The organism is Paenibacillus sp. MAHUQ-63, assembly GCF_028765165.1.
Lineage (GTDB): Bacteria > Bacillota > Bacilli > Paenibacillales > NBRC-103111 > Paenibacillus_E.
This window is the reverse complement of the sequence record NZ_JARADB010000002.1, coordinates 832,822-853,159: the sequence shown is the minus strand read 5'-3', so window position 1 is coordinate 853,159 and position 20,338 is coordinate 832,822. Positions and strand designations below refer to the sequence as shown.

At 54.9% G+C, this 20,338-nt stretch carries 17 protein-coding genes; 2 read left to right on the top strand and 15 right to left on the bottom strand.

Annotation, left to right across the window (positions count from 1 at the left end; all coding sequences use genetic code 11):
* Positions 1-20: 20 nt before the first annotated feature.
* Genes PUT07_RS12120 through PUT07_RS12110 form a run of 3 tightly spaced genes read right to left on the bottom strand, consistent with a single transcriptional unit; the run spans position 21 to position 2,171 of the window.
* Positions 21-650, bottom strand: a complete 630-nt coding sequence (locus PUT07_RS12120) for a histidine phosphatase family protein (protein ID WP_274468261.1) — start codon at positions 648-650, stop codon at positions 21-23.
* 2 nt (positions 651-652) lie between these two features.
* Positions 653-1,675, bottom strand: coding sequence for a lipoate--protein ligase (locus PUT07_RS12115; RefSeq protein WP_274469303.1), 1,023 nt, complete (start codon positions 1,673-1,675; stop codon positions 653-655).
* Between the two features lie 19 nt (positions 1,676-1,694).
* A complete protein-coding gene (locus PUT07_RS12110) occupies positions 1,695-2,171 on the bottom strand; it encodes a GNAT family N-acetyltransferase (RefSeq protein WP_274468259.1) in 477 nt (158 codons plus the stop codon).
* 153 nt (positions 2,172-2,324) lie between these two features.
* Between PUT07_RS12110 and PUT07_RS12105 the strand changes: the two genes are divergently transcribed.
* Together PUT07_RS12105 and PUT07_RS12100 are read left to right on the top strand one after the other, a co-directional pair.
* Positions 2,325-3,119: a GNAT family N-acetyltransferase gene (locus tag PUT07_RS12105; protein ID WP_274468258.1), complete on the top strand. Its 795-nt coding sequence runs from the start codon at positions 2,325-2,327 to the stop codon at positions 3,117-3,119.
* A gap of 35 nt (positions 3,120-3,154) precedes the next feature.
* On the top strand, positions 3,155-4,024 hold the full coding sequence (locus PUT07_RS12100; protein WP_274468257.1) for an SDR family oxidoreductase: 870 nt from the start codon (positions 3,155-3,157) through the stop codon (positions 4,022-4,024).
* Positions 4,025-4,643: 619 nt separating this feature from the next.
* Here the strand turns inward: PUT07_RS12100 and PUT07_RS12095 are convergent.
* The 12 genes from PUT07_RS12095 to cotE form a co-directional block, all read right to left on the bottom strand.
* Positions 4,644-5,339, bottom strand: coding sequence for a SanA/YdcF family protein (locus tag PUT07_RS12095; protein ID WP_274468256.1), 696 nt, complete (start codon positions 5,337-5,339; stop codon positions 4,644-4,646).
* Positions 5,311-6,003: an alpha/beta hydrolase gene (locus PUT07_RS12090; protein WP_274468255.1), complete on the bottom strand. Its 693-nt coding sequence runs from the start codon at positions 6,001-6,003 to the stop codon at positions 5,311-5,313. The genes PUT07_RS12095 and PUT07_RS12090 overlap by 29 nt, the downstream gene beginning before the upstream one ends.
* Before the next feature lie 56 nt (positions 6,004-6,059).
* The gene (locus tag PUT07_RS12085) at positions 6,060-6,773 is read right to left on the bottom strand and encodes a peptidylprolyl isomerase (RefSeq protein WP_274468254.1); all 714 of its coding nucleotides are present in this window, start codon (positions 6,771-6,773) and stop codon (positions 6,060-6,062) included.
* A gap of 47 nt (positions 6,774-6,820) precedes the next feature.
* Positions 6,821-9,403 (bottom strand): transglycosylase domain-containing protein, encoded by a 2,583-nt coding sequence (locus PUT07_RS12080; RefSeq protein WP_274468253.1) that lies wholly within the window; start codon positions 9,401-9,403, stop codon positions 6,821-6,823.
* A 143-nt stretch (positions 9,404-9,546) separates the two neighbouring features.
* Positions 9,547-9,786 carry an RNA chaperone Hfq gene (gene hfq / locus PUT07_RS12075; RefSeq protein ID WP_274468252.1) on the bottom strand — a complete coding sequence of 80 codons (240 nt, stop codon included), beginning with the start codon at positions 9,784-9,786 and terminating at the stop codon, positions 9,547-9,549.
* Positions 9,787-9,852: 66 nt separating this feature from the next.
* Entirely contained in the window at positions 9,853-10,821 is a 969-nt protein-coding gene (gene miaA, locus PUT07_RS12070) for a tRNA (adenosine(37)-N6)-dimethylallyltransferase MiaA (RefSeq protein ID WP_274468251.1), read from the bottom strand.
* On the bottom strand, positions 10,815-11,591 hold the full coding sequence (locus PUT07_RS12065; RefSeq protein WP_274468250.1) for a class I SAM-dependent methyltransferase: 777 nt from the start codon (positions 11,589-11,591) through the stop codon (positions 10,815-10,817). The genes miaA and PUT07_RS12065 overlap by 7 nt, the downstream gene beginning before the upstream one ends.
* A 4-nt stretch (positions 11,592-11,595) precedes the next feature.
* On the bottom strand, positions 11,596-13,809 hold the full coding sequence (mutL, locus tag PUT07_RS12060) for a DNA mismatch repair endonuclease MutL (RefSeq protein WP_274468249.1): 2,214 nt from the start codon (positions 13,807-13,809) through the stop codon (positions 11,596-11,598).
* A gap of 18 nt (positions 13,810-13,827) precedes the next feature.
* On the bottom strand, positions 13,828-15,267 hold the full coding sequence (locus tag PUT07_RS12055; RefSeq protein ID WP_274468248.1) for a S41 family peptidase: 1,440 nt from the start codon (positions 15,265-15,267) through the stop codon (positions 13,828-13,830).
* 36 nt (positions 15,268-15,303) lie between these two features.
* The gene (gene mutS, locus PUT07_RS12050; RefSeq protein WP_274468247.1) at positions 15,304-17,952 is read right to left on the bottom strand and encodes a DNA mismatch repair protein MutS; all 2,649 of its coding nucleotides are present in this window, start codon (positions 17,950-17,952) and stop codon (positions 15,304-15,306) included.
* 197 nt (positions 17,953-18,149) lie between these two features.
* Complete coding sequence (locus PUT07_RS12045) at positions 18,150-19,619, bottom strand: putative amidoligase domain-containing protein (RefSeq protein WP_274468245.1); 1,470 nt, start codon at positions 19,617-19,619, stop codon at positions 18,150-18,152.
* 138 nt (positions 19,620-19,757) lie between these two features.
* Positions 19,758-20,324, bottom strand: coding sequence for an outer spore coat protein CotE (gene cotE, locus PUT07_RS12040; protein WP_274468244.1), 567 nt, complete (start codon positions 20,322-20,324; stop codon positions 19,758-19,760).
* Between the last annotated feature and the right edge of the window lie 14 nt (positions 20,325-20,338).

Genomic DNA, 20,338 nt, shown 5'->3' with positions numbered 1-20,338 from the left:
GGTCCGGAAGCTTCACCTGTTCAGAAACCAAAGGCTTCGTCTTGAATATGCGATATATCGGCATGAAGGCGAATCCGGGGCTCATTCCGCTCCATCTCGACAAGACTCAGGCAGGTAGGATGATAATAAGGAGGATTCCACAGATCGGCAAGCGCCCGTCCCTCGAAATAAGCCATGATGACCTTCAGCGTGACCGTGTGGGAAACGAGCGCGATCGTCTGCCCTTCATGAGCCGCCAGAAGCCGCTGCAGCGCCGGCAGGACGCGGGCTTGAAGCCCCGCATAGGTCTCGCCCCCTTGTGCAGCCATATACAGCTCGGGCGAACGCCAGAAAGCATGAAAGTTATCCGGTTCTTCTGCCTCGAACTCATCCGAAATACGCCCTTCCCACGCGCCCAAATGCATTTCCCGCCAATCGTCGGAAGCTTGCACGGGCAGGTCGCGGCCGCCTTTGATGATATGGGCCGTATGCAGCGCCCGGCCGCTGCTGCTGGCGTGCAGCGCGTCAAATCGGATGTCTTTTAACGCATAAGACAGCCAGACTGCCTGCTGCTCCCCCAAGGAAGTGAGCGGCGAGTCCATATGCCCCTGCAGCCTTCGCTCTATGTTCCACTCCGTTTCCCCATGGCGGATTAAATAAAGCTTGGTCATGCTCACACGCCCCCCTCCCGGGATGTAGTTAGCAATAATAAATCGATGAGCGAGCCCTCCTCCAGCGCACCGAAGTAGCGGCGCAGATCAACGCCGGCGAGCCGCTCCCGAATGGCGGCTTCCTCATATTTGACGCCCCGCAGCCGATCTTCCAGCTCAGCGACGTCGGAGGCGCCGAAGAAATCGCCATAGATTTTGATCTCCTGAATATGGCCTTCTGCAATGGCCAGACGCACGTCCAGTTTGCCCACGCCTTCGAACCTTTTGAAGTTTTGCACCGTGCTTTTCGGCGATTTGCCATAATTCCAGTCCCAGTTCCCGTAGCGTTCTTCGGAAATTTGACGGATTTGCTTCCAATCTTCCGCGGTCAGCTTGTATGTAGGTACTTCGGAGGCTGCCATGCCGAAGATAGAAGCCAGCAGCCGCAAGCGGAAATCCTCAATCGTAATAGGTTCGCGGAGAAACTCGGCGATATTGGCCACTCTGCTGCGAATCGATTTGATACCTTTGGACTGAATCTTGTCCGGACTGACTTTCAGCGCGGACACGACATTCTCAATCTCGGAATCGAACAGCAGCGTTCCGTGACTGAACATCCGGCCTTTCGTGGCAAATTGTGCATTGCCGGAAATTTTGCGCTCTCCGACCTGAATATCGTTGCGCCCCGTCAGCGCCGCCTCAACGCCCAGCTGGCGAAGGGCTTCCACAACAGGCTCCGTGAACTTTTGAAAATTGTGAAAAGAGTTGCCGTCGTCCTTCGTAATAAAGCTGAAATTCAAATTGCCCAAATCGTGGTAGACCGCTCCGCCCCCGGAAAGCCTGCGAACGACGTGCAGGTTATGCGCTTTGACATAGTCCGGGTTGATCTCCTCCAGCGTATTTTGATTTTTGCCAATGATGATGGACGGTTCGTTTATATAAAAGAGCAAATATGTATCCTGATCCGGAAGATGTCTTAATGCATACTCCTCTATCGCCAAATTCAAGCGCGGATCTGTTATTCCTTCGTTATCGATAAATCGCATGGTCATGTTCCTTCCCTGCTTAAATTAAATCGGCTGACATCGTTCGGTTCAGCGTTACCATTCCAATGGAACGATAAAACGCAACAGCGCGCTCATTAAACTCCCATACATTCAGTTCAAGCGACGAGGCTCCCCGTTCCTTCGCCCACTCAGCCGAAGCCTTATACAGCTGCGTTCCGATACCGCGACGCTGGCAATCCGGCGATACGGCAAGCTCGTTCATATAAGCATACGTTCGAGGAACCAGCGCCTCATAAGACGGGCTCTTTTTCATCTCCAGCATCGCCACGCCAACGACAATTTCGCCGAACTCCGCGACCAAGATCGCTTTATGCTGCACATCGGCGAAGCTCCGGTACCAGCCCATCGCGACGACGCGATCCAATCTTGCGAACCGGTCGGGCAAAGCGGCGGCATGCTCCTCTTGACCGAAGCGAATGATGGCATTCACCGCTTCGTAATCCTCGGCCTGCGCAGGACGAATCCGAATATCCAATGGTTCACCTTCTTTCAGCAACGTTACGATTCACCCCGCTGTTTCATAGCTTACATCAATGAATCCGATTTTTCCACTTTTGTTATTGTATTTTTATACATTAATATGTATATTTATTAGTATTATTTGGATCTGATTCGAAAGGAGTCCTCTATGAAAGATCATCTTACTTTTTACAAAACGATGGATCTCATCGCTTCCAACACATGGCCGGCCGAGACGACGGTCACGCTTGACCGGTGGCTGCTGAGAGCCAATCATGGGGTTACCAAGCGGGCTAACAGCGTTCTGGCTATCGGAGATGTGCCGAGTGAGGCCAATTGGCTGCAGACCGTTGAACGCTTTTATACCGAGCAGGGTCAGCCGGCCATATTTCAGCTCAGCGACGCCTCCCCTGAACATTTGGACGATTATCTGGCGTCGCAAGGCTACGCGAAAGATCTCCCTTGTCTCATGATGTTCGCAAGCTCGCAAGAAGTCGTTACTCAAGCAGGTGAACGGCTCAGGAACACGGCTGACCTCTCGGTCGAGTGGGCGTCCCGCGCGGATGACGAATGGCTCGATGCGTTCCTGCTGCTCGAGTCGTACAATCCGGATTTAAAAAGTATATACAAGGGAATCTGTGAACGCATCAAGCCTACCAAGGGCTTCGTCAAGGTAAGAAGAGGCAACGACATCGTTGCCGTCGGCACGGCCATTGTGGAAAGCGAATGGGCCGGCTTCTTGAATGTTGTCGTCAGCGAGCAAGTACGTGGCCAGGGGCTCGGCTACTACCTTCTGCATGCGCTGTCCGTCTGGAGCCAGAGCCAAGGCGCGTCGCGGCAATATTTGCAAGTCGTCGCCGCCAATACCGCCGCCGTTTCGTTATATGAAAAACTTGGGTATAAGACCATGTATGGGTATCACTACCGTTTGAAGTATGATTTGCCGCCTATTGCACCATCCTAACTAAAAATCCGTTTAGCATGGAAGGAGCCCTGATCATGGCAACAACTACACAACCCAAACCCGCTTTCCCGCCACAGCACCAGAACCAGCAGCCTGGCATCGAATCGCAGATGAATCCGCGTCCTGAGTTTAACAATGCCGCCTACAAACCGGCAGGCAAGCTGAAGGACAAAGTCGCGCTCATTACCGGAGGCGACAGCGGCATCGGCCGCGCCATTGCGCTCGCCTATGCCAAGGAAGGCGCAGACGTCGTGCTGGTCTACTTGAACGAGCATGAGGACGCTGAAGAAACGAAGCGCCACGTTGAGAGCGCAGGCCGCAAATGTCTGCATGTTGCCGGCGATATCGGTGACGAAAGCTTCTGCCAGCAAATGATTAACCAAACTGTGCAAAAGTTCGGCAAGCTCGATATTCTCGTGAACAACGCCGCCGAACAGCATCCGCAGCAAAGTATCGAGGACATTACAAGCGAGCAGCTCGAGCGAACGTTCCGGACGAACATCTTCTCGTTCTTTTACTTAACGAAGGCCGCCGTCAAGCATTTGAAGCCCGGCAGCGCCATTATCAATACGGCTTCGATAACAGCCTATCACGGACACGAGCAGCTGATCGACTACTCGGCAACCAAAGGCGCGATCGTCAGCTTCACGCGTTCGCTTTCGCTACAGCTGAATGCCAAGGGCATTCGCGTGAACGCGGTTGCGCCGGGGCCAATCTGGACGCCGCTCATTCCCTCTACGTTCACGGAGCAGGAAGTCGCGACCTTCGGCTCGACGACGCCGATGAAGCGTGCGGGTCAACCGGCAGAGCTCGCGGCGAGCTATGTTTTCCTGGCCAGCGATGATTCGTCGTATATGGCCGGGCAAGTGCTGCATGTGAACGGCGGAACGATCGTGAACGGTTGATCGGATTGGCAGATGACAAGTGGCAGGCAGCTGGCAGATTATCGGCAGAGTCGGCAGATGATAGACAACCGGCAGATTATCGGCAGACATCGGCAGATGATAGACAACTGGCAGCTCCGTGAAGTTAAGGGGAACTAGAAGCCGCTATTGTGCCGGATTAGGCTAGTTTCTCAAGCTAAGCGGAAATAGAGTACCTTATTGCAGCGAGTTGAGCCGTTTACGGCAAGTTTACGGACGAATAGAGGAACGTATTTCCGCTCAACGGAGCAAATCGCCGGTTTTCTTGCAAATAGCGCATCTCATTTCCTGCAGCAGCAGCAATAGAGGAACGCAACTCCGCTCAATGGAGCAAATCGCCAATCCTCTTGCAAATAGCGCATCTGCTTTCCTGCAGCAGCAGCAATAGTGGAACGCATTTCCACCAACGGGGCAAATCGCCAATCCTCTCGCGACTAGTGCATCTCATTTCCTGCTGCAGCAGCAATTGAGGAACGTATTTCCGCTCAATGGAGCAAATCGCCAACCCTCTTGCGAATAGCGCATCCCATTTCCTGCAGCAGCAGCAGCATATGAAAAAAAGACCTGGCCGCCGGCCAGGTCTTTTTGCTTCTTCCAACTTTTAAATGCCGGCCTTCAGCAGAAGCTTCGTCCAGATCCACTTCGTATAAGCCAGCGTCTCCCGCGCTTCGTGATAAGGCATGAACAGCACCTCGGATTTCGTCGAGGAGACGAGCGGCTCTTTCAAGCCGACGGTCTCGGCAATATCCAGGGAACGCGATCCATGATATTGATGCGTGATGATAATCGAGCTCTCAAGCCCCTGCTCGTCCATAATGTGCTTGGAGAACAGCAAATTCTCATACGTGCTCGTCGCCCGCGGCTCGAGGAGAATACTTTTGGCGGGAAGGCCCATTTTCACCAAATAGTTGCGCATCCCCTCCGCCTCCGTCAGCTTGGAGCCGTTATGATCCAAGCCGCCGCTCACGATCAGCTGCTTGAACTTGCCCTGCTTATACAGCTCCACGGCCCAATCCAGCCGCTCTTGCAAGCCGGGACTCGGAATATCCTTGCGCAGCGACGCCCCCAGCACAATGCCTACATCCACCTGCTTAGGCAGCGCTTGATCCGGGGCTACCTGCACCTTCCATTGAATATAAATGATCCAAGCGAGTCCGATCAGGAAAATGATGGCTGCCGTTCGCAGCAAACGGACGAAGAAACGCCGGAACCCCAGTCTTGGGGCCGGCTTCTTCGGTTTTCCGGGTCTAGGAGCAGCTGTTCGCAGTTTACGGTTCATGCTTGTTTTGACTGTCATCCACATACTCCTTATCCAGAAAAGCGCTGACTTGGCGAAACAGCTCAGCCGCGTCGTCACTATGACAAATGAGGTGATTGGATCTCGGGTGCCAATGAATTTCGCGCCATCCTCTCACTTTGCGGTAAATATACCGCGCGCTCTGCGGATGGATGACATGATCCTTCTCGGACTGGGCGATCAACGTCGGGATTTGGACCTGACTGAGCTCAGGCTTCAAATGGCGAACAAGCCGAGTGAACTGCCATGTAGCCCGAAGCGGAGTCGATTTGGCCTTGTGCAGCGATATTCTCCGCTGGTATCTCCACTCGTCCCGCATCGCTTCCAGCAGCCTGCCCGGACTGACATAGATCACGGCGGTGTTGAGCAGAATCAATCTTCGAACCGGATACCGCACGGCCAAATAGGCGGCCAGCAGCCCTCCCATCGAGAAGCCGACCATGTCGAAGGAACCGTACTCACGCGTCATCCGCTGAGCCTGCTCTTCGGCAGCTCGTACCCAATCCTCCCAATGGGAAGTTTTCAATTGGTTGTAAGAGTCTCCGTTCCAAGGAAGCTCCGGCACCTTGCATACCTGACCGCGTTCCCGCAAATGCCGAGCAAGCGGCTCAACCTCGTACGGCCCACCCGTAAATCCATGGAACAATAAACAGGGTTGTTTCACCCGGCATCCCTCCTGACATCCGTCATCATCTTCATGCTGCCTGCTACTAACATATTCTATTTCTCTTTAATCGTGATGCCGGTAATCGTGACCTTTTCTTTCGGTTTGCTTGGCGTCGCTTCTCCGCCCTTCTCTACAGGCGTTTCCGCAATTTTGGCAATGGTTGCCATCCCTTCCGCCGTTACTTTGCCGAAAATCGTATAGTTGGGCATTTTGTTCAAATTCGCGCAGTCATCGCCTGAGCAGATGAAAAACTGGCTGCCGTTCGTATTCGGACCTGCGTTCGCCATAGCGACCGTACCCGGCTCATATTTGTGCGTCGTCTTCAACTCATCCGCGAATTTATAGCCAGGACCGCCCATGCCGGTACCCTGCGGATCGCCCGTCTGAATCATGAACGATTTGATAATCCGGTGGAACGTCACATTGTTATAGAAGCCTTCCTTGGACAAAAACACAAAGTTATTGACCGTTTTGGGCGCTTCCTTGGCATACAAATCAATAGTGAACGAACCCTTGGATGTTGTAACGTCCGCTTGATACGTTTTGTTCGTATCGATCGTCATGGCCGGCGGTTGGCTCCATTGCTTCGCTGCCGGCGTCGCTGCTGAAGTGGCAGCCGGGGAGGCAGCGGCCGTTGCCGCCGCTCCGCTCTTCGGCGTTGCCGTGCCGCCGGCCGTTTCGGCCGGCTTGTTTCCGCAGGCTGAAGCCGCTACCGTAAGCGCGATGAGGGCAATTGGCATTAATTTCTTCGAATTAAGCAAGTTCATTGTCGTTTCCTCCGTCGATTGTTGAGATTCGAGCTGCTGAACGAATGTTAAGGCTGCTTCGGCGCTATGACTTGACCGTCATCAGGCTTGCCGTCCTTCGGCTTGTCGGCCGCCTCTTCTCCCGGCTTCGGAGTCGGTGTCGGAGTGGGACTCGGCTTCACGCTAGGACTTGGGCTAGAGCTGGGACTCGGATTCGTCCCAGGCTTCCCGGTATTCCCCGGCGTTGGCGTTGGCGTCGGCTTCGTGCCCGGGGATTGCGAAGGCGTTCCCGGATCTTTGCCGTCCCCTGGCGAAGGAGATGGCGACACGCCAGGCGATGGCGAAGGTGACGTTCCGTTCGGAAGCGTATTGTCCTTCGGAATTTCCACCGATGCCACATTCGATTTTGCCCCTTCGACATTCGTGTCCGCATTCACCGGCATTACATAATACTGATAAGTCTCTCCGCTGAATACCGACGTATCGTTCACAGATGGCACAGGAGACTGCGTCAGCAGCTTAGCTTCCGCCTCCTTGGAGCCTTTGCGGTATACATTGTACGTCATCTTGTCGCCAAGTGATGTCCACGTTATTTTAACAGATTTCTTATCAACCTCATAAACCGCCGCCAAATCGGTAATTCCGCTAGGCGTTTCCGTCGGTACGGGCACATTGTCCGGTTTGACGAAGTTCGTTACAGGACGCCCTTCGAGCGACTTGGACATCACCTCTTTGAAGATCGACGACGGGCTTCCGCTGCCGATCGTCACGTAGTGCTTCGCATCAACTTTATCGAAGCCTTCCCAGACTGCCGCCGTCCACTCCGGCGTGTAGCCGACGAACCAGACGTCGCGGTCGTACTGCTCGATGCCTTTGATATCCAAACCGGTCGTTCCGGTTTTACCGGCTACCGGACGATTGAACTTCGCTTTGGTCCCTGTACCGCCCGTCTCAACGACGCCTTGCAGCAGCATCGTCATATAGTAAGCCGTTTTGGGCTGAATAACTTGCTTCTTCTCCTGCTTATAGGCTGCGACTTCTTTGCCCTGCGCATCCGTAATCCGCAGAATGGCATGCGTTTTGTTCTGAACGCCTTGGTTGGCGAATGCGGTGTACGCCGTCGCCATCTCCAGCGGCGACACGCCATCGGTCAATCCGCCTAGGGCGATGGCCAGGTTGCGGTCTTTCTGTGCATTCAATTGAATGCCCAGCTTCTTGGCGAACTCCAGACCGCTGCCTACGCCCATTTGCTCAAGCAGCCAGACCGGCGCCAGGTTGTATGACTTCTTCACCGCCTCCAACATCGTTACTTGACCGTGTGTGACACGGTCATAGTTGCGCGGAGTATAAGTGCCGTTGCCGAAGCTGGTCTTCGAATCGTCCAGAATGGAATACGGGTTATAATTCCCGCTCTCCAGCGCCGGTCCGTAAGCCGCAATCGGTTTGAACGACGAGCCTGGCTGACGCTTGGAATAAACTCGGCTGAATCCGCGCGATTTGTAATCGCGGCCGCCGATGAGCGCCATGAGACCGCCCGTTTTGTTATCCACAATGACCATCGCACTCTGAATCTTCTGCCCGTCGGAGGCATCCTTCTGGAAGAAGCTCGGATTCGCATACGTTGTCTCCATAATTTTCTGAGCTTTCGTATCCATCGTCGTGTAGATGCGGTACCCCTTGGTGAGCAGTTCATCCTCGCTGATGCCGTACATATCTTCCGCTTCATTCATGACATAATCCACATAACTGGCGTAATCCTTCGTCCCCGTTGCAGCTGCAGCCGGCGGCACATAATCCACGGCCGCCGCTTCCGCCCGCTCCGCTTCCGTAATATAGCCTTGATCGGTCATCAACCGCAGCACGACGCCACGGCGTTCCTTGGACAGATCCGGATTCGTTAACGGCGAATAACGGGACGGCGCTTTCGGCAATGCCGCCAAGGTGGCCATTTCCCATACCTTCAGATCATTCAAGTTCGATTTGCCGAAATAGATCTTGGCGGCCGCTTTAATGCCGTAAGCGTTACTGCCGAAGTAAATACGGTTCAAGTACCGTTCAAGAATTTCATCCTTCGTATACTTCTCATCCAAGGCGAATGCGATGGACATCTCCGTCGCTTTACGAAACGCTGTTTTCTCGGAGCTGAGGAATACGTTCTTGGCGAGCTGCTGAGTGATCGTACTGCCGCCTTCGACAGCGCTCATATGAATGACGTCTTTCACTAATGCGCGTCCGATGGCCCAGAAGTCCACGCCGGCATGCTGTTCAAACCTGCGATCCTCCGTCGCAATGAACGCATACTTCAAACGTTCCGGAATGTCTTTGATATCCACGCTCTCGCGGTTCTCGCCCTTATAGATCTTGGCGATTTCCGTGGCCGGCTTATCTTTGCCTTCCTCCTGCGCATAGATCAGCGTCGACTCCGTCGATGTTTCGATCTTATCGATATTCGTTTCCAGAATTTTGAAACCACTCATAATAACAACGATATAAATAGCCATCGCACAAATAATTGCCAGAATCGTTGCAATAATGGAGCCTAAAATTAATTTGCGGAAATTAAATTTTTTTTTCTTCTTAGACCCTTTCTGATTCCCTTGCGGTTTCGTTTTGGTATTCGTGGTCGACTGTCTGTTCGTAGGTCTCTCCAAATCCACCGACTCCCTCGTTGTTCAATTCTTTTTCTATTAACCAACAAAAGAACAACCTTAAACAAGGTTGCTCCCACAAGTTTCTATTCGGTTAGACGGTTCGGTCCATTAAAAAGTTGCAAAATCGAGCGAGTAGAGGAAGATTATTCCGCTGCTTCCGTAGCCGCCATCAGAGAAACAGCACGCTGCGGTGTGAACGTGGAGATGGCGTGCTTGTACACCATTTGTTGGCGACCTTCGCTGTCAATGATAATGGTGAAATTATCAAAAGCACGGATCAGCCCTCTGATTTGGAACCCATTCGTCAAGTAGACGGTTACGGGAATGCTTTCTTTGCGCAGTTGATTCAGAAAATTGTCCTGGATATTAATGGATCGGTTCATCAGTAGGTCCCCCTTAATGGAAAGAAACTATCGCCGGACGGCGCTATTTTCTAGTGGTCATATTTGTTAATTATATTCAATTTTATGTACAAACTTTCCTGCTAGTATATCACTAATCTTCGAGAAATGGGCAGAAAAATTTGCCGATTCCGTCACGTCCACCCAGTGAATGTCCTTCATATGCCGGAACCAGGACAGTTGACGCTTGGCGAAACGCCGCGTATCGCGTTTAAGAAGCGTGACCGCTTCCTCATAATTGAGCTCGCCTTCGAGATAAGCCACGATTTCCTTATACCCGAGCGCCTGCATCGAGATCGCCTGCTTGGGGCAGCCTGCAGCCAGAATCGATTGAACCTCTGCGACAAGCCCTTCCTGCATCATGGCATCAATGCGCTCCTCAATGCGCTTATACAGCAGCGCACGGTCCATCGTCAGTCCGATGATACATAGTTCGTAAGGAGATTCTTTTTTCTGGGAGGCCAAATGGGATGTCATCGTTTCACCGGAAACATGATAGATCTCCATGGCTCGGATGATCCGCCGCCGGTCATTGGCATGAAGCCGGTCCGCACTCGCCGGATCGATCTCGCGCAGCTTCCGGTGCAAGGCTTCGTCTCCATATTGGAACGCATAGGCCTCTTGCTCCTGACGGAACGCTTCATCCATGCTAACGTCCGTGAATTGGTAATTGTAGCACACGGATTCGATGTACAGACCTGTGCCTCCGACAATAAAAGGCAGCTTGCCGCGCGAGTGAATGTCGAGAATCAAATCCTTGACCCGCTCCTGAAATTCTGCTGCAGAAAACGGGTAGGAAGGATCGCAAATATCGATAAGATGGTGCGGAACCAGCTTCTGCTCCTCTGCACTCGCTTTGGCCGTTCCGATATCCATCCCCCGATACACTTGCATCGAATCTCCGGAAATAATCTCGCATCCGAACCGCTGTGCGATTTCTAAACTAAGCTTGGTCTTGCCAACTGCTGTGGGACCAAGAAGCACGAGCAACTTCGGTTTGGCCGATGGGGCTAACACAGTCGAATCACTCCATACGTTGTTTTGGTCGTGGATCGTAATACATGCTCGAACCCCAGACGGGCGAACTCCTTGCTGTCCCGGTTCTCTTTGAGCACAATGGATTTGCGTGCGACACGCTTGGCCTCTTCGATGGATGCCGACGCGATGGCCTCATCGTTGGCATTTCTTCTCAAGTGCGACATGGCATGAGACTCTTCGATCGGCTTGCGGAACATCGGGTCGAAGTACACGATATCCACACTTTTCGAAGCTAATCCCTGCAAATAAGCAAGATGATGCATGCGGTGAACGGTAATGCGCCTCATGGCTTCGTTCAACTCGGCAATCTCGGAATGGTAGCTGGCCAAGCCTTCCTGGATCAGCATAGCCGGAACGCGCTCGCTCTCGATCGCCGTCACATGGCCCTGCGGACCGACCGCGAAGGAGAATACAATCGCGTCCGACGCCAGACCTGCCGTGCAGTCAACGACGGTATCGCCGGTCGCCGCACTTGATGCCTCCATCAAAAGATCGCTCTCGCCTCTTAACATGCGCTTGATGCGTACGAGCGCCATGCTGGGATGGAAAAAAGCGGGTGCATGGTCATCTTCATAGTACCTGATCTCTTCTCTTGTCACAAGCAGAAGAGAAGGATCGTTATAATTTTTCCTAAGAAGTTCCAAAGAATACTTGCCCCGCGGCACGATCCGGCCGCCGTAAACGCCGGCCAGATGCTCCGCCTTGTCCACAATTTCTTGGGACGGATTATAGGATGTCGTTACTAACACGTCGTTACATCACTCTCTTAAACATTTTCTCCAGCTCATAAGTCGTAAAGCTCACCACAATCGGCCGTCCGTGCGGGCACGTATAGGGATTCCGGCAGCCGGCGAGCCGGTCGATGAGCGTTTCCATTTCCAGCACGCTAAGCCCTTGGTTCGCTTTAATCGATGCTTTGCAGGAACACATAATCGCCGCTTTCTCCCGCAGTTTGGCGATGTCGACCGCCTTCTTCTCGCTAAGCACCCATTCGCAGATCTCTTCAATAATTGTCTTCTCTTCCCCCGGCGGAAACCAGTGCGGGTGCGCGCGAACGAGGAACGTATTGCCGCCGAAAGCTTCCATATACACGCCGGCTTGCTCGAAGAGCGATAACCGCTCCGCTATGATGCCGGCCTCCGCAGGGGTGAATTCCAGCGTTATCCCAACGAGCAATTCTTGGCTCGCCTCAGCAGGATTGCCAAAACGCTCGTAATAATATTCATAATTAATGCGCTCATGCGCGGCATGCTGATCAATTAAGTACAAGCCTTCCTCGTTCTGCGCGACCAAATACGTCCCATGCATCTGTCCGATCGGCTCCAGCCGCGGGAAAGCAGGCAGCTTAGGCGTCTCGCTCTCGATACCCGCCGGCAGCGAATCCAGGAAAGCTTCGTTCATGCGGCGCTGCTGCGACAAGCTGACATTCCGCGTCGCGGGAGTCGCGGAAGCAGCAGCGTTCGAAGACGCAGGCATGCGGTTCGACGTTGGGTAGCCGGCACTCGGTGTCGATCTTGGCGCTTCATAAGAAGGCGCCCAAGCTTTGGGCTCGGCTGCTTGCGGCAGGTTCGCTGCCGGTAAAGCCCGCTCCTCCGTATCGTAAGCGGATAGACTTTCTTTCACCTGAGCCTGCGAAGCCTGTGGAACCTGTGGAATCTGCCGAGCTGCTGACTGTGACGATGCCTGCAGCTCGCGCATCGTTGGCTGCAACCCGGCTGATTGCATGAATGGCTCCGCTTGCGCAGGCCGCGCAGGTTGCCCGGATAGCGCAGATGGCGCGGACGACTCGTACGGTGCTGATGGCGCGGATACCGTGAATGCCGTTTCTTCCGGCAGCCGCGGCAGCTCCGCCCTCTCCACAGCCGCTCCTCCAGGAGCCAGACCGGCAGCCGGCGTCTCCAACGTCCTCGTCAAGTCCAGCTGCTCCTGAATGTAAGCGCCTCTCGGCGCAGCTGGCTTATTGCCCGTAGGAATAAGCACCTGCCGGCCAAAGAGCCGCTTCACCTCCGCCTCGATGAGCGCCGTCAGCTCCGCTTCTTTACTGAAGCGGACCTCCAGCTTGGCTGGATGCACATTCACATCCACCAGCGCAGGATCCATCCCGATTTGCAGGACGGCAACCGGGAAGCGGTTGATCGGCAGCAGGGTGTGATACCCCTGCAGCAGCGCTTGATTCAGCGCGAAATTGCGGACATACCGGCCATTCACAATGGTCGAGATGCCGCCGCGGTTCGCGCGGGTCATCTCAGGCTTCGCGACGAAGCCTGAGATCGTATAATCCAGGCTTTCCGCCTGGATCGGGAGCATCTGCTTGCCAATCGCCGTGCCATAGATGCCGGCGATGACTTGCAGCAGGTCGCCGTTGCCCAGCGTCTGCAGAAGCAAATTGCCGTTATGCTTGAGCGTGAACGCAATTCCCGGATGAGCCAGCGCCAACCGGTACATATAATCCGAGATATGACCGAGCTCCGTCTGAATCGTTTTCATATATTTGAGGCGTGCCGGCGTGTTGTAAAATAAGTCCTTCACCGTCACTTCCGTCCCGCGCGAAGCGGCCGTCTCCGTGACGCCGCGAATGGTGCCGCCTTCGATGGTAATTTTGCGGCCCAGTCCGTCATTCGCCGCACTCGTCACACACTCCAGTCGGGAGACCGAAGCAATACTCGGCAGCGCCTCGCCGCGGAAGCCTAATGTGCGAATCGAGAACAAATCTTTGCTCGTCGAAATTTTACTCGTGGCATGCCGCTGAAACGCAACTTCGCAATCATCCAGCGCCATACCGGTGCCGTTATCCGAGACGCGTATCAATTGCAGCCCGCCTTCTTCGATCGTCACGTCGATTCGCGTGCTTTCCGCATCGACCGAGTTCTCAACCAGCTCTTTCACCACGGAGGAAGGGCGCTCCACCACTTCCCCAGCGGCGATCTGGTTCGCAATATGCTCGCTCAAAAGCTGGATTTTGCCCATCTTCCCCATTTCCCCTTCCTAGTTCGCCTTCACAACGCGAATAGAAACATTCTCACCTTGATCATTCACTTTCAGCTGCGGGAAATAATCGTCGAACAGATCTACATTCACGTAGCTGGTCCCATCCTCAATGATCAGCTTATCCGCTTCAACTGGAATGGCATACGTTGCTTGGCCATCCGAAATGTCCACGGTACGGTTCGCTTCGTTCCATGTAATCGAAGCTCCGACCAATGCCGCCAAGCCGCGGGTTGTCGCAAACAATTTGCCGTTATCGCGGAAGTTGCCGAATCCGTTACCTACCTGCGCACCATTGAATTTCACGTCATGCTTGGAAATGTCCACTTGAACATCCGAAATCCCCGCTTCATGAAGCGCGGTAATGAGCTGCGCCGCCGGTCCGTCCACTTTCATATCCGGTGTAATGCCGACTTTATTCACTTTGCGCTGTTTCGGCGTCAAATACTCCTCGATCGTCACTTTCAGCGCGCTGTTATTATCCAATTGAAACAGCTGCTGAACGCTGCCCTTGCCGTACGTCTGCATACCGATCACTTTGGCTACATTGTAGTCCTGCAAAGCGCCGGACAACACTTCCGAAGCGCTCGCGCTATACTCATTGGCCAGCACATAGACGGGAACCGATAAAGCCGTTCCGCCTTCGATCGGTACCGGTTCATCGATGCCGTTGCGATCCTTGGTGTGAATGAGCACGCCGTTTTTCACGAAATGCTTGGCGATGTTCTGCGCCGTCTCCACGAGTCCCCCCGGATTGTTGCGCACATCGAGAATGAGCGATTTCAAGCCTTTAGCCTGTAGGGCTGTGAGCTGCTTGTCAAAATCCTCATCGGCATCGCTGGAGAAATCGGTAATTTGAATATACCCCACGCCATTCGCGAAGCTTGCGCTGTACACTTCCGGCACATTAACGCCTTTGCGCGTGAGCTCGACGGTCAATGGCTTGCCGTCCCGCTCTACCGTTACTTTCACCTTAGAGCCTTCCGGCCCGATGATTTTGTTGCGAACCTCATCGATGGACGTCGTCGAAGCCGTGACGCCGTCGACGGCCCGCACGTAGTCATCGCGTTTGAGGCCGGCGATTTCGGCCGGTGAGCCGGCGAAAATCTCCGACAAGTATACGCCTTTGTCGTCAATTCCGATGCGGGCTCCCATACCCACATAGTTATTTTCGAGAGAGCTGGCGAACTGACCGTACTCTTCCTGGCTGAAGAAAACGGTATACGGATCCTGCAAACCGTCGATCATTTGCTTGATGCTTTGTCCGGCCAGCGCTTCCTCGGTGACTCCGCTCACATGCAGCTTCCCGATAATTTCTCTCACCTGCTGGGTTTGCAGGTCTTCCGCTGCGGACGCGCCGCTTACGGGCAGTATGGTCATAAGGGCGGACGCAAGGGCTAAGGTTACTTTCATCTTCTTCAATTTCGGTTGAGTTGTCATATGCGTCTCTCCTCGGTTATGAGATCATGCAGCTTGTTACTGCAGCTTTTGTTTCCATTCGTACACAAGGTTAAGCGCCTGCAGCGGCGTCATATTGATCAAATCTATCCCTTTGAGCTGGTCGAGCACGGACTGGCTCTTCGCATCCGGCTTCGCTTTCTTGGCGGAGTGAACCTCAGCCCTGTCCTCCTCGAAGAGGGACAGCTGCTGCACGGCAGCCGCCTGTTCCACAGGAGCCGCATGCTCCGCAGCGACCGCCGACGAAGCGGCGGCAACCTGCGCAGCGCCGGCCGCCCGCTCTTCGAAGCCATTCAGCAGCTCGTACGAGCGCTGAATGATCGCCTCCGGCAGCCCGGCGATTTCGGCACAGTAGATGCCGTAGCTCGTGCTGGCTGCGCCGGGGATCAGCTTGCGCAGGAACGTGACCTGCCGGCCGCTTTCCTTCACAGCCATACAGTGATTGCGCAGATGGCCGAGGCTTTCTTCCAGGTGCGCCAGCTCATGGAAGTGGGTAGACACGAGCGTCTTGCAGCCGATCCGGTCGTGAAGGAATTCGATCACGGCCTGCGCGATCGCCATGCCTTCGCCTGTCGACGTGCCGCGGCCGAGCTCGTCGATGATGACGAGACTCTTGCTCGTCGCCTTCTCCGTCATCACCTGAATGTCCATCATCTCGACCATGAACGTGCTCTGCCCGCCGATCAGGTCGTCCGCGGCGCCGATCCGGGTGAAGATCCGGTCGGTCACCGGGATGCGCGCGGACCGGGCGGGCACGAAGCAGCCGATCTGCGCCATCAGGCAGATCACGGCTACCTGCCGCATGTACGTGCTCTTGCCGGCCATGTTCGGACCGGTGATGAGCAGGATGCGGCCCTGCTCCCGCTCCAGGCGCGTATCGTTGGCGATGAACGAGCCGTCCTGAATGACCGCCTCCACCACAGGGTGGCGGCCGTCTTCGATGTGGAGATCGAAGCCTTCGCCGATCTCCGGCTTGCGGAAATGCTGTGCCGCGGATACGGCGGCCAGCGATTGGTACACATCGGCGGTGGCGATGACCTCCGCCAGCTTCTGCAATCTGGAGATGTGCTGGGAAATCCGGTCGCGAAGCTCCGTGAACAGCTCATACTCCAGATCGACCATTTTATCCTGCGCTTCGAGAATAAGCGCTTCTTTCTCTTTCAGCTCCGGCGTCACATACCGTTCCGCATTGGCCAGCGTCTGCTTGCGCTCATAGCGGCCTTCCTGCAGCGCCGACATATTCGCTTTGGTCACTTCAATGAAGTAGCCGAACACTTTGTTGTAGCCGATTTTGAGCGATTTGATGCCCGTCGCTTCCCGCTCCTGGCGCTCCAGCTCGGCAATCCACATCTTGCCGTTCGTGCTCGCTTCGCGCAATTGATCAAGGTACGGCTGATAGCCTTCGCGAATCATTCCCCCGTCCCGGATAGATACCGGCGGCTCGTCCACGATGGCGCTCCCGATCCAGGACATGACATCTTCGCAGAGGTCCATATTCTCGACAAGCTTGCGCAGCGTTGCCGAACCCGAGGCGGCACATATTTCCTGCAGCAAAGGAACCTGCTGCAAGGAATGCTTCAAAGCCACCATATCGCGGGCATTGGCATTGCCATAGGAGATGCGGGCGACGAGCCGCTCCAAGTCGTAAACTTCCTTCAGCGCCTGCTTCACATCATCGCGGACGATGAGCTGATTGTAGAGCAGATCGACAGCTTCCAGCCGCTCTTCGATGCGAGATACGCTCATGAGCGGTTTCTCGATCCAGCGGCGGAGCATCCGCGCGCCCATGGCGGTGACGGTTCGGTCGAGCAGCCAGAGCAGCGAGCCTTTCTTGGCGCGTTCGCGAACCGTTTCGACCAGTTCGAGGTTGCGGCGCGTGAACGGATCCATCGTCATGTATTGATCCGGCTCATACAGCCGAATGTGTTTCACGTGCGTAAGCGCACGCTTCTGCGTTTCTTTCAAGTAAGCGAGCAGCAAGGCCACACCTTGACGGCTTAGCGGGGATAAGCCCGGCAAAGCCGTATCATCGGCGAAATGCTCGTCCAACAGCCGCTCGTCGGCTTGCGTCCACTCCGTCAGCACCGTACTTCGGCCCCAGATTACGCCGGATTCCCGGATGGTGGCGAGCAGCGCTCCGTCCGTAATGATCTCGGACGGGTTGTACACATTGAGCTCGTCCGCCACAAGCTCCCAGGACGGTGCCAGCAGCGTCGTGTATAACTCTCCTGTCGAGATATCGCAAGCGGTAAACGCATAGCCTTGCTCGCGGCTGACTAAGGAGACTATGTAATTGTTGCTGGATTCACCGAGCAGCTTGCTGTCCATCACGGTACCCGGCGTTACGATCCGCACGATTTCGCGGCGGACGACGCCTTTGGCCTCAGCCGGATCTTCCACCTGTTCGCAGATGGCGACCTTGTACCCTTTCTCGATAAGCCGCGACATGTAAGTCTCGGCGGAATGGTGTGGGACGCCGCACATCGGAATCTTCTCGTCGGCACCGCCTTCTCTGCCCGTTAACGTAATCTCCAGTTCTCTCGCCGCATTGATCGCATCGTCAAAGAACATCTCATAGAAATCACCCAGACGGAAAAACAAAAAAGCGTCCGGAACCGTCGCCTTCACGGCCAAGTATTGTTGAATCATCGGCGTATATTGAGCCACCTTGCGTTCCTCCAACCACATTCATTGTCAACTCTATGAAACTATTATTCATTCATTTTCAAATATTCGCATAAACTTTAATAGAAATGCCGAAGGCTCTCCTCCATCTTCCAATGTCCGCCGCTATCGCCGTACGCCGGTCAGGAAATATGAGCCTCCGCCATCTATCGATCTTTCATATCCGTAGAGATAATCTATTATAACATGATTCCTTCTTCAATTGCTTCTTTCCGGCGATACGGGGCAATTTTCCATACCTTGCGAATATCCTCCCGCTCATTCCACGGCTCCATGGACATGAGTCTGGACCGGAACCGGTCCAAGACGCCGGCATATCCTTCGTAGCCTTTCAGCTGCTCGAGATCGTGCCAAAGCTTGGCTGCGATCCCCTGCAGCAACCGCTTATCGCCTCTGTAATAAGCCGCTTGGATGTCCGGTTCCTGCAGCGGCTGTCTCGGCAGCCGCCAATAATTGTCGGCGATCAGCGCCGCCAAAGTGAATACGCCGCGCGTGATGAGCGGCGAGTGCAGCCAGCTCGGCAGCGTGCGGTATTCGAAGCCGCCGTGCCGTTTCTTGCGATAATCGCCGAGAAAGCCGTACCGGGGGCGGCGCCCGCGCGTCGTATCGCTCTCGATCAAGATCAAGGGCAGCGCGAGGTAGTTATCTAGCGCGCGCAGCAGATGACTGTTCAGCCAGCACCGGCTGAAATGGATATGTCCGCCGAGGGGATATCCCCCCACCGGCATGCCGCCCGAGAGCCACGCCAGGCTCTCGTCGGTGATGGACCGCGCAGCGAGCCGCATCGTAGCCAGCAGGTTCCGCGCATGTTCGAGCGGGTCTGTGCTGGGCTTCGGCCGCAGCTCCGCCAGCGGCAGTATGACGCGATGCCCGCTGAGCACGATCGCATCGCAGCCGACCTCGCCTTCGCGCGCCAGAAAGCGGTCGGCGAAGACGACCTTCCCCTGCGGGCTGAGCAGCAGGAACTCGGGATCGCTCCCGAGCATAACCGGCTCCTGGCGCAGCAGCTCCTTCCGCAGCGCCAGCTCGTAGCGGTCGATCGCCTCAGCGAACAGCTGCGCCAGCCGGCCGCTAAGCTTCGGAGCAGGTTCTACATCGAGCACCAGCGTGTGCCCGCCGGGCACGATGCCGATGGTGACAAGCCCGTAGTCGAGCCCGAGCGCATAGATCGCTTTGGCCGCCTCCCGGCTGGCTCTGCGCACGTGAAATCCGGCCTTCTCCGGCTCCACTTCTATGTAGGCGGATTCGGTGCGATACTGCCGCTGGATGAGGAGCGATTTCTCCGACAACAGCAGCGAGTCTTTCTTCTCATACACGATTAACGTCTGCAGATGGAAGATAGCCACTTTGTACTTATGCGTGAAGAACGGGGTCTCCTCCTTCAACTCTCCCAGTCTCTTCAGTTCCCGAACCGTCTTGATGCCGTGATGTGCCAGCAATGCATCCCGCTTCGCCGGCGATTGTGCCCTGACGATCGCCTTAATCGGCTGAAGCGCAGGTACGGACGGCCATTCATCATGAGCAGCGCCCCAGTGGATGACGATGCGGCCCTGCCAATCGGCAGGCAGCTTGCTGCCGCTCGGTATGCGAATAAGGCCTGCGAGCTCCAACGCCTCTTTCTCCTGTGCATGCAGTAAAAATGATTGCATCCCCTTAACCCCTTCACGTCTCATGTGAACCGGGCCGGCCTGACGGACAGCTGCCCATTTGTGCTTGGAAAACAAAAAAGAGGGCGTATGCCCTCTGCCGAACCTTGAACGCCAGCATACACTGGCGTATAAGGTTCATTAACCCAGATCATCTTCAAGCAGTTCGGCATCGAGATCCTCGAAATCTCCATCGCCACCATCATCGAAGTCCACGTGTTTGTCATCGAAGTCGCTCGGTCCATACGGGCTCACGATGACAAACACCTTCGTTTCCGCAATAAGCTCAACTTGGAACTCGCGTTCCACCCGAATCACGACGCCGTCGCCGCTCGACGAGATGCTGGCTTCCACACAGTTGGGCTCTTGCGTTGCGACAGCGGACACCTCGGCTGTCGTCGGCTTATGTCTTTTGTCCAGGTAGCTGAGTCCGACGACTTCTACATAAGATACGGTTTCTTTGGCTACGTCTGTTTTCGTGTTGCGATCGTAAGAATACCAGATGTTGATATCATAAGTACCAACTACCTCTACGCCCTCTCCGGATTGGATCGCCTCGAATTGGTTATTAATAATCCAAGCGCCCAATATACTGGTCGGAGAAAAGGGCGGAGTCACGGTATGACTTACATGCGAAAATTTGCGACCTTTACCGCAGACAGCCTTGGTGATGATCTCTCTGCTTTGCAAATCTTTATCTAATGACATCCTTTCAACCTCCT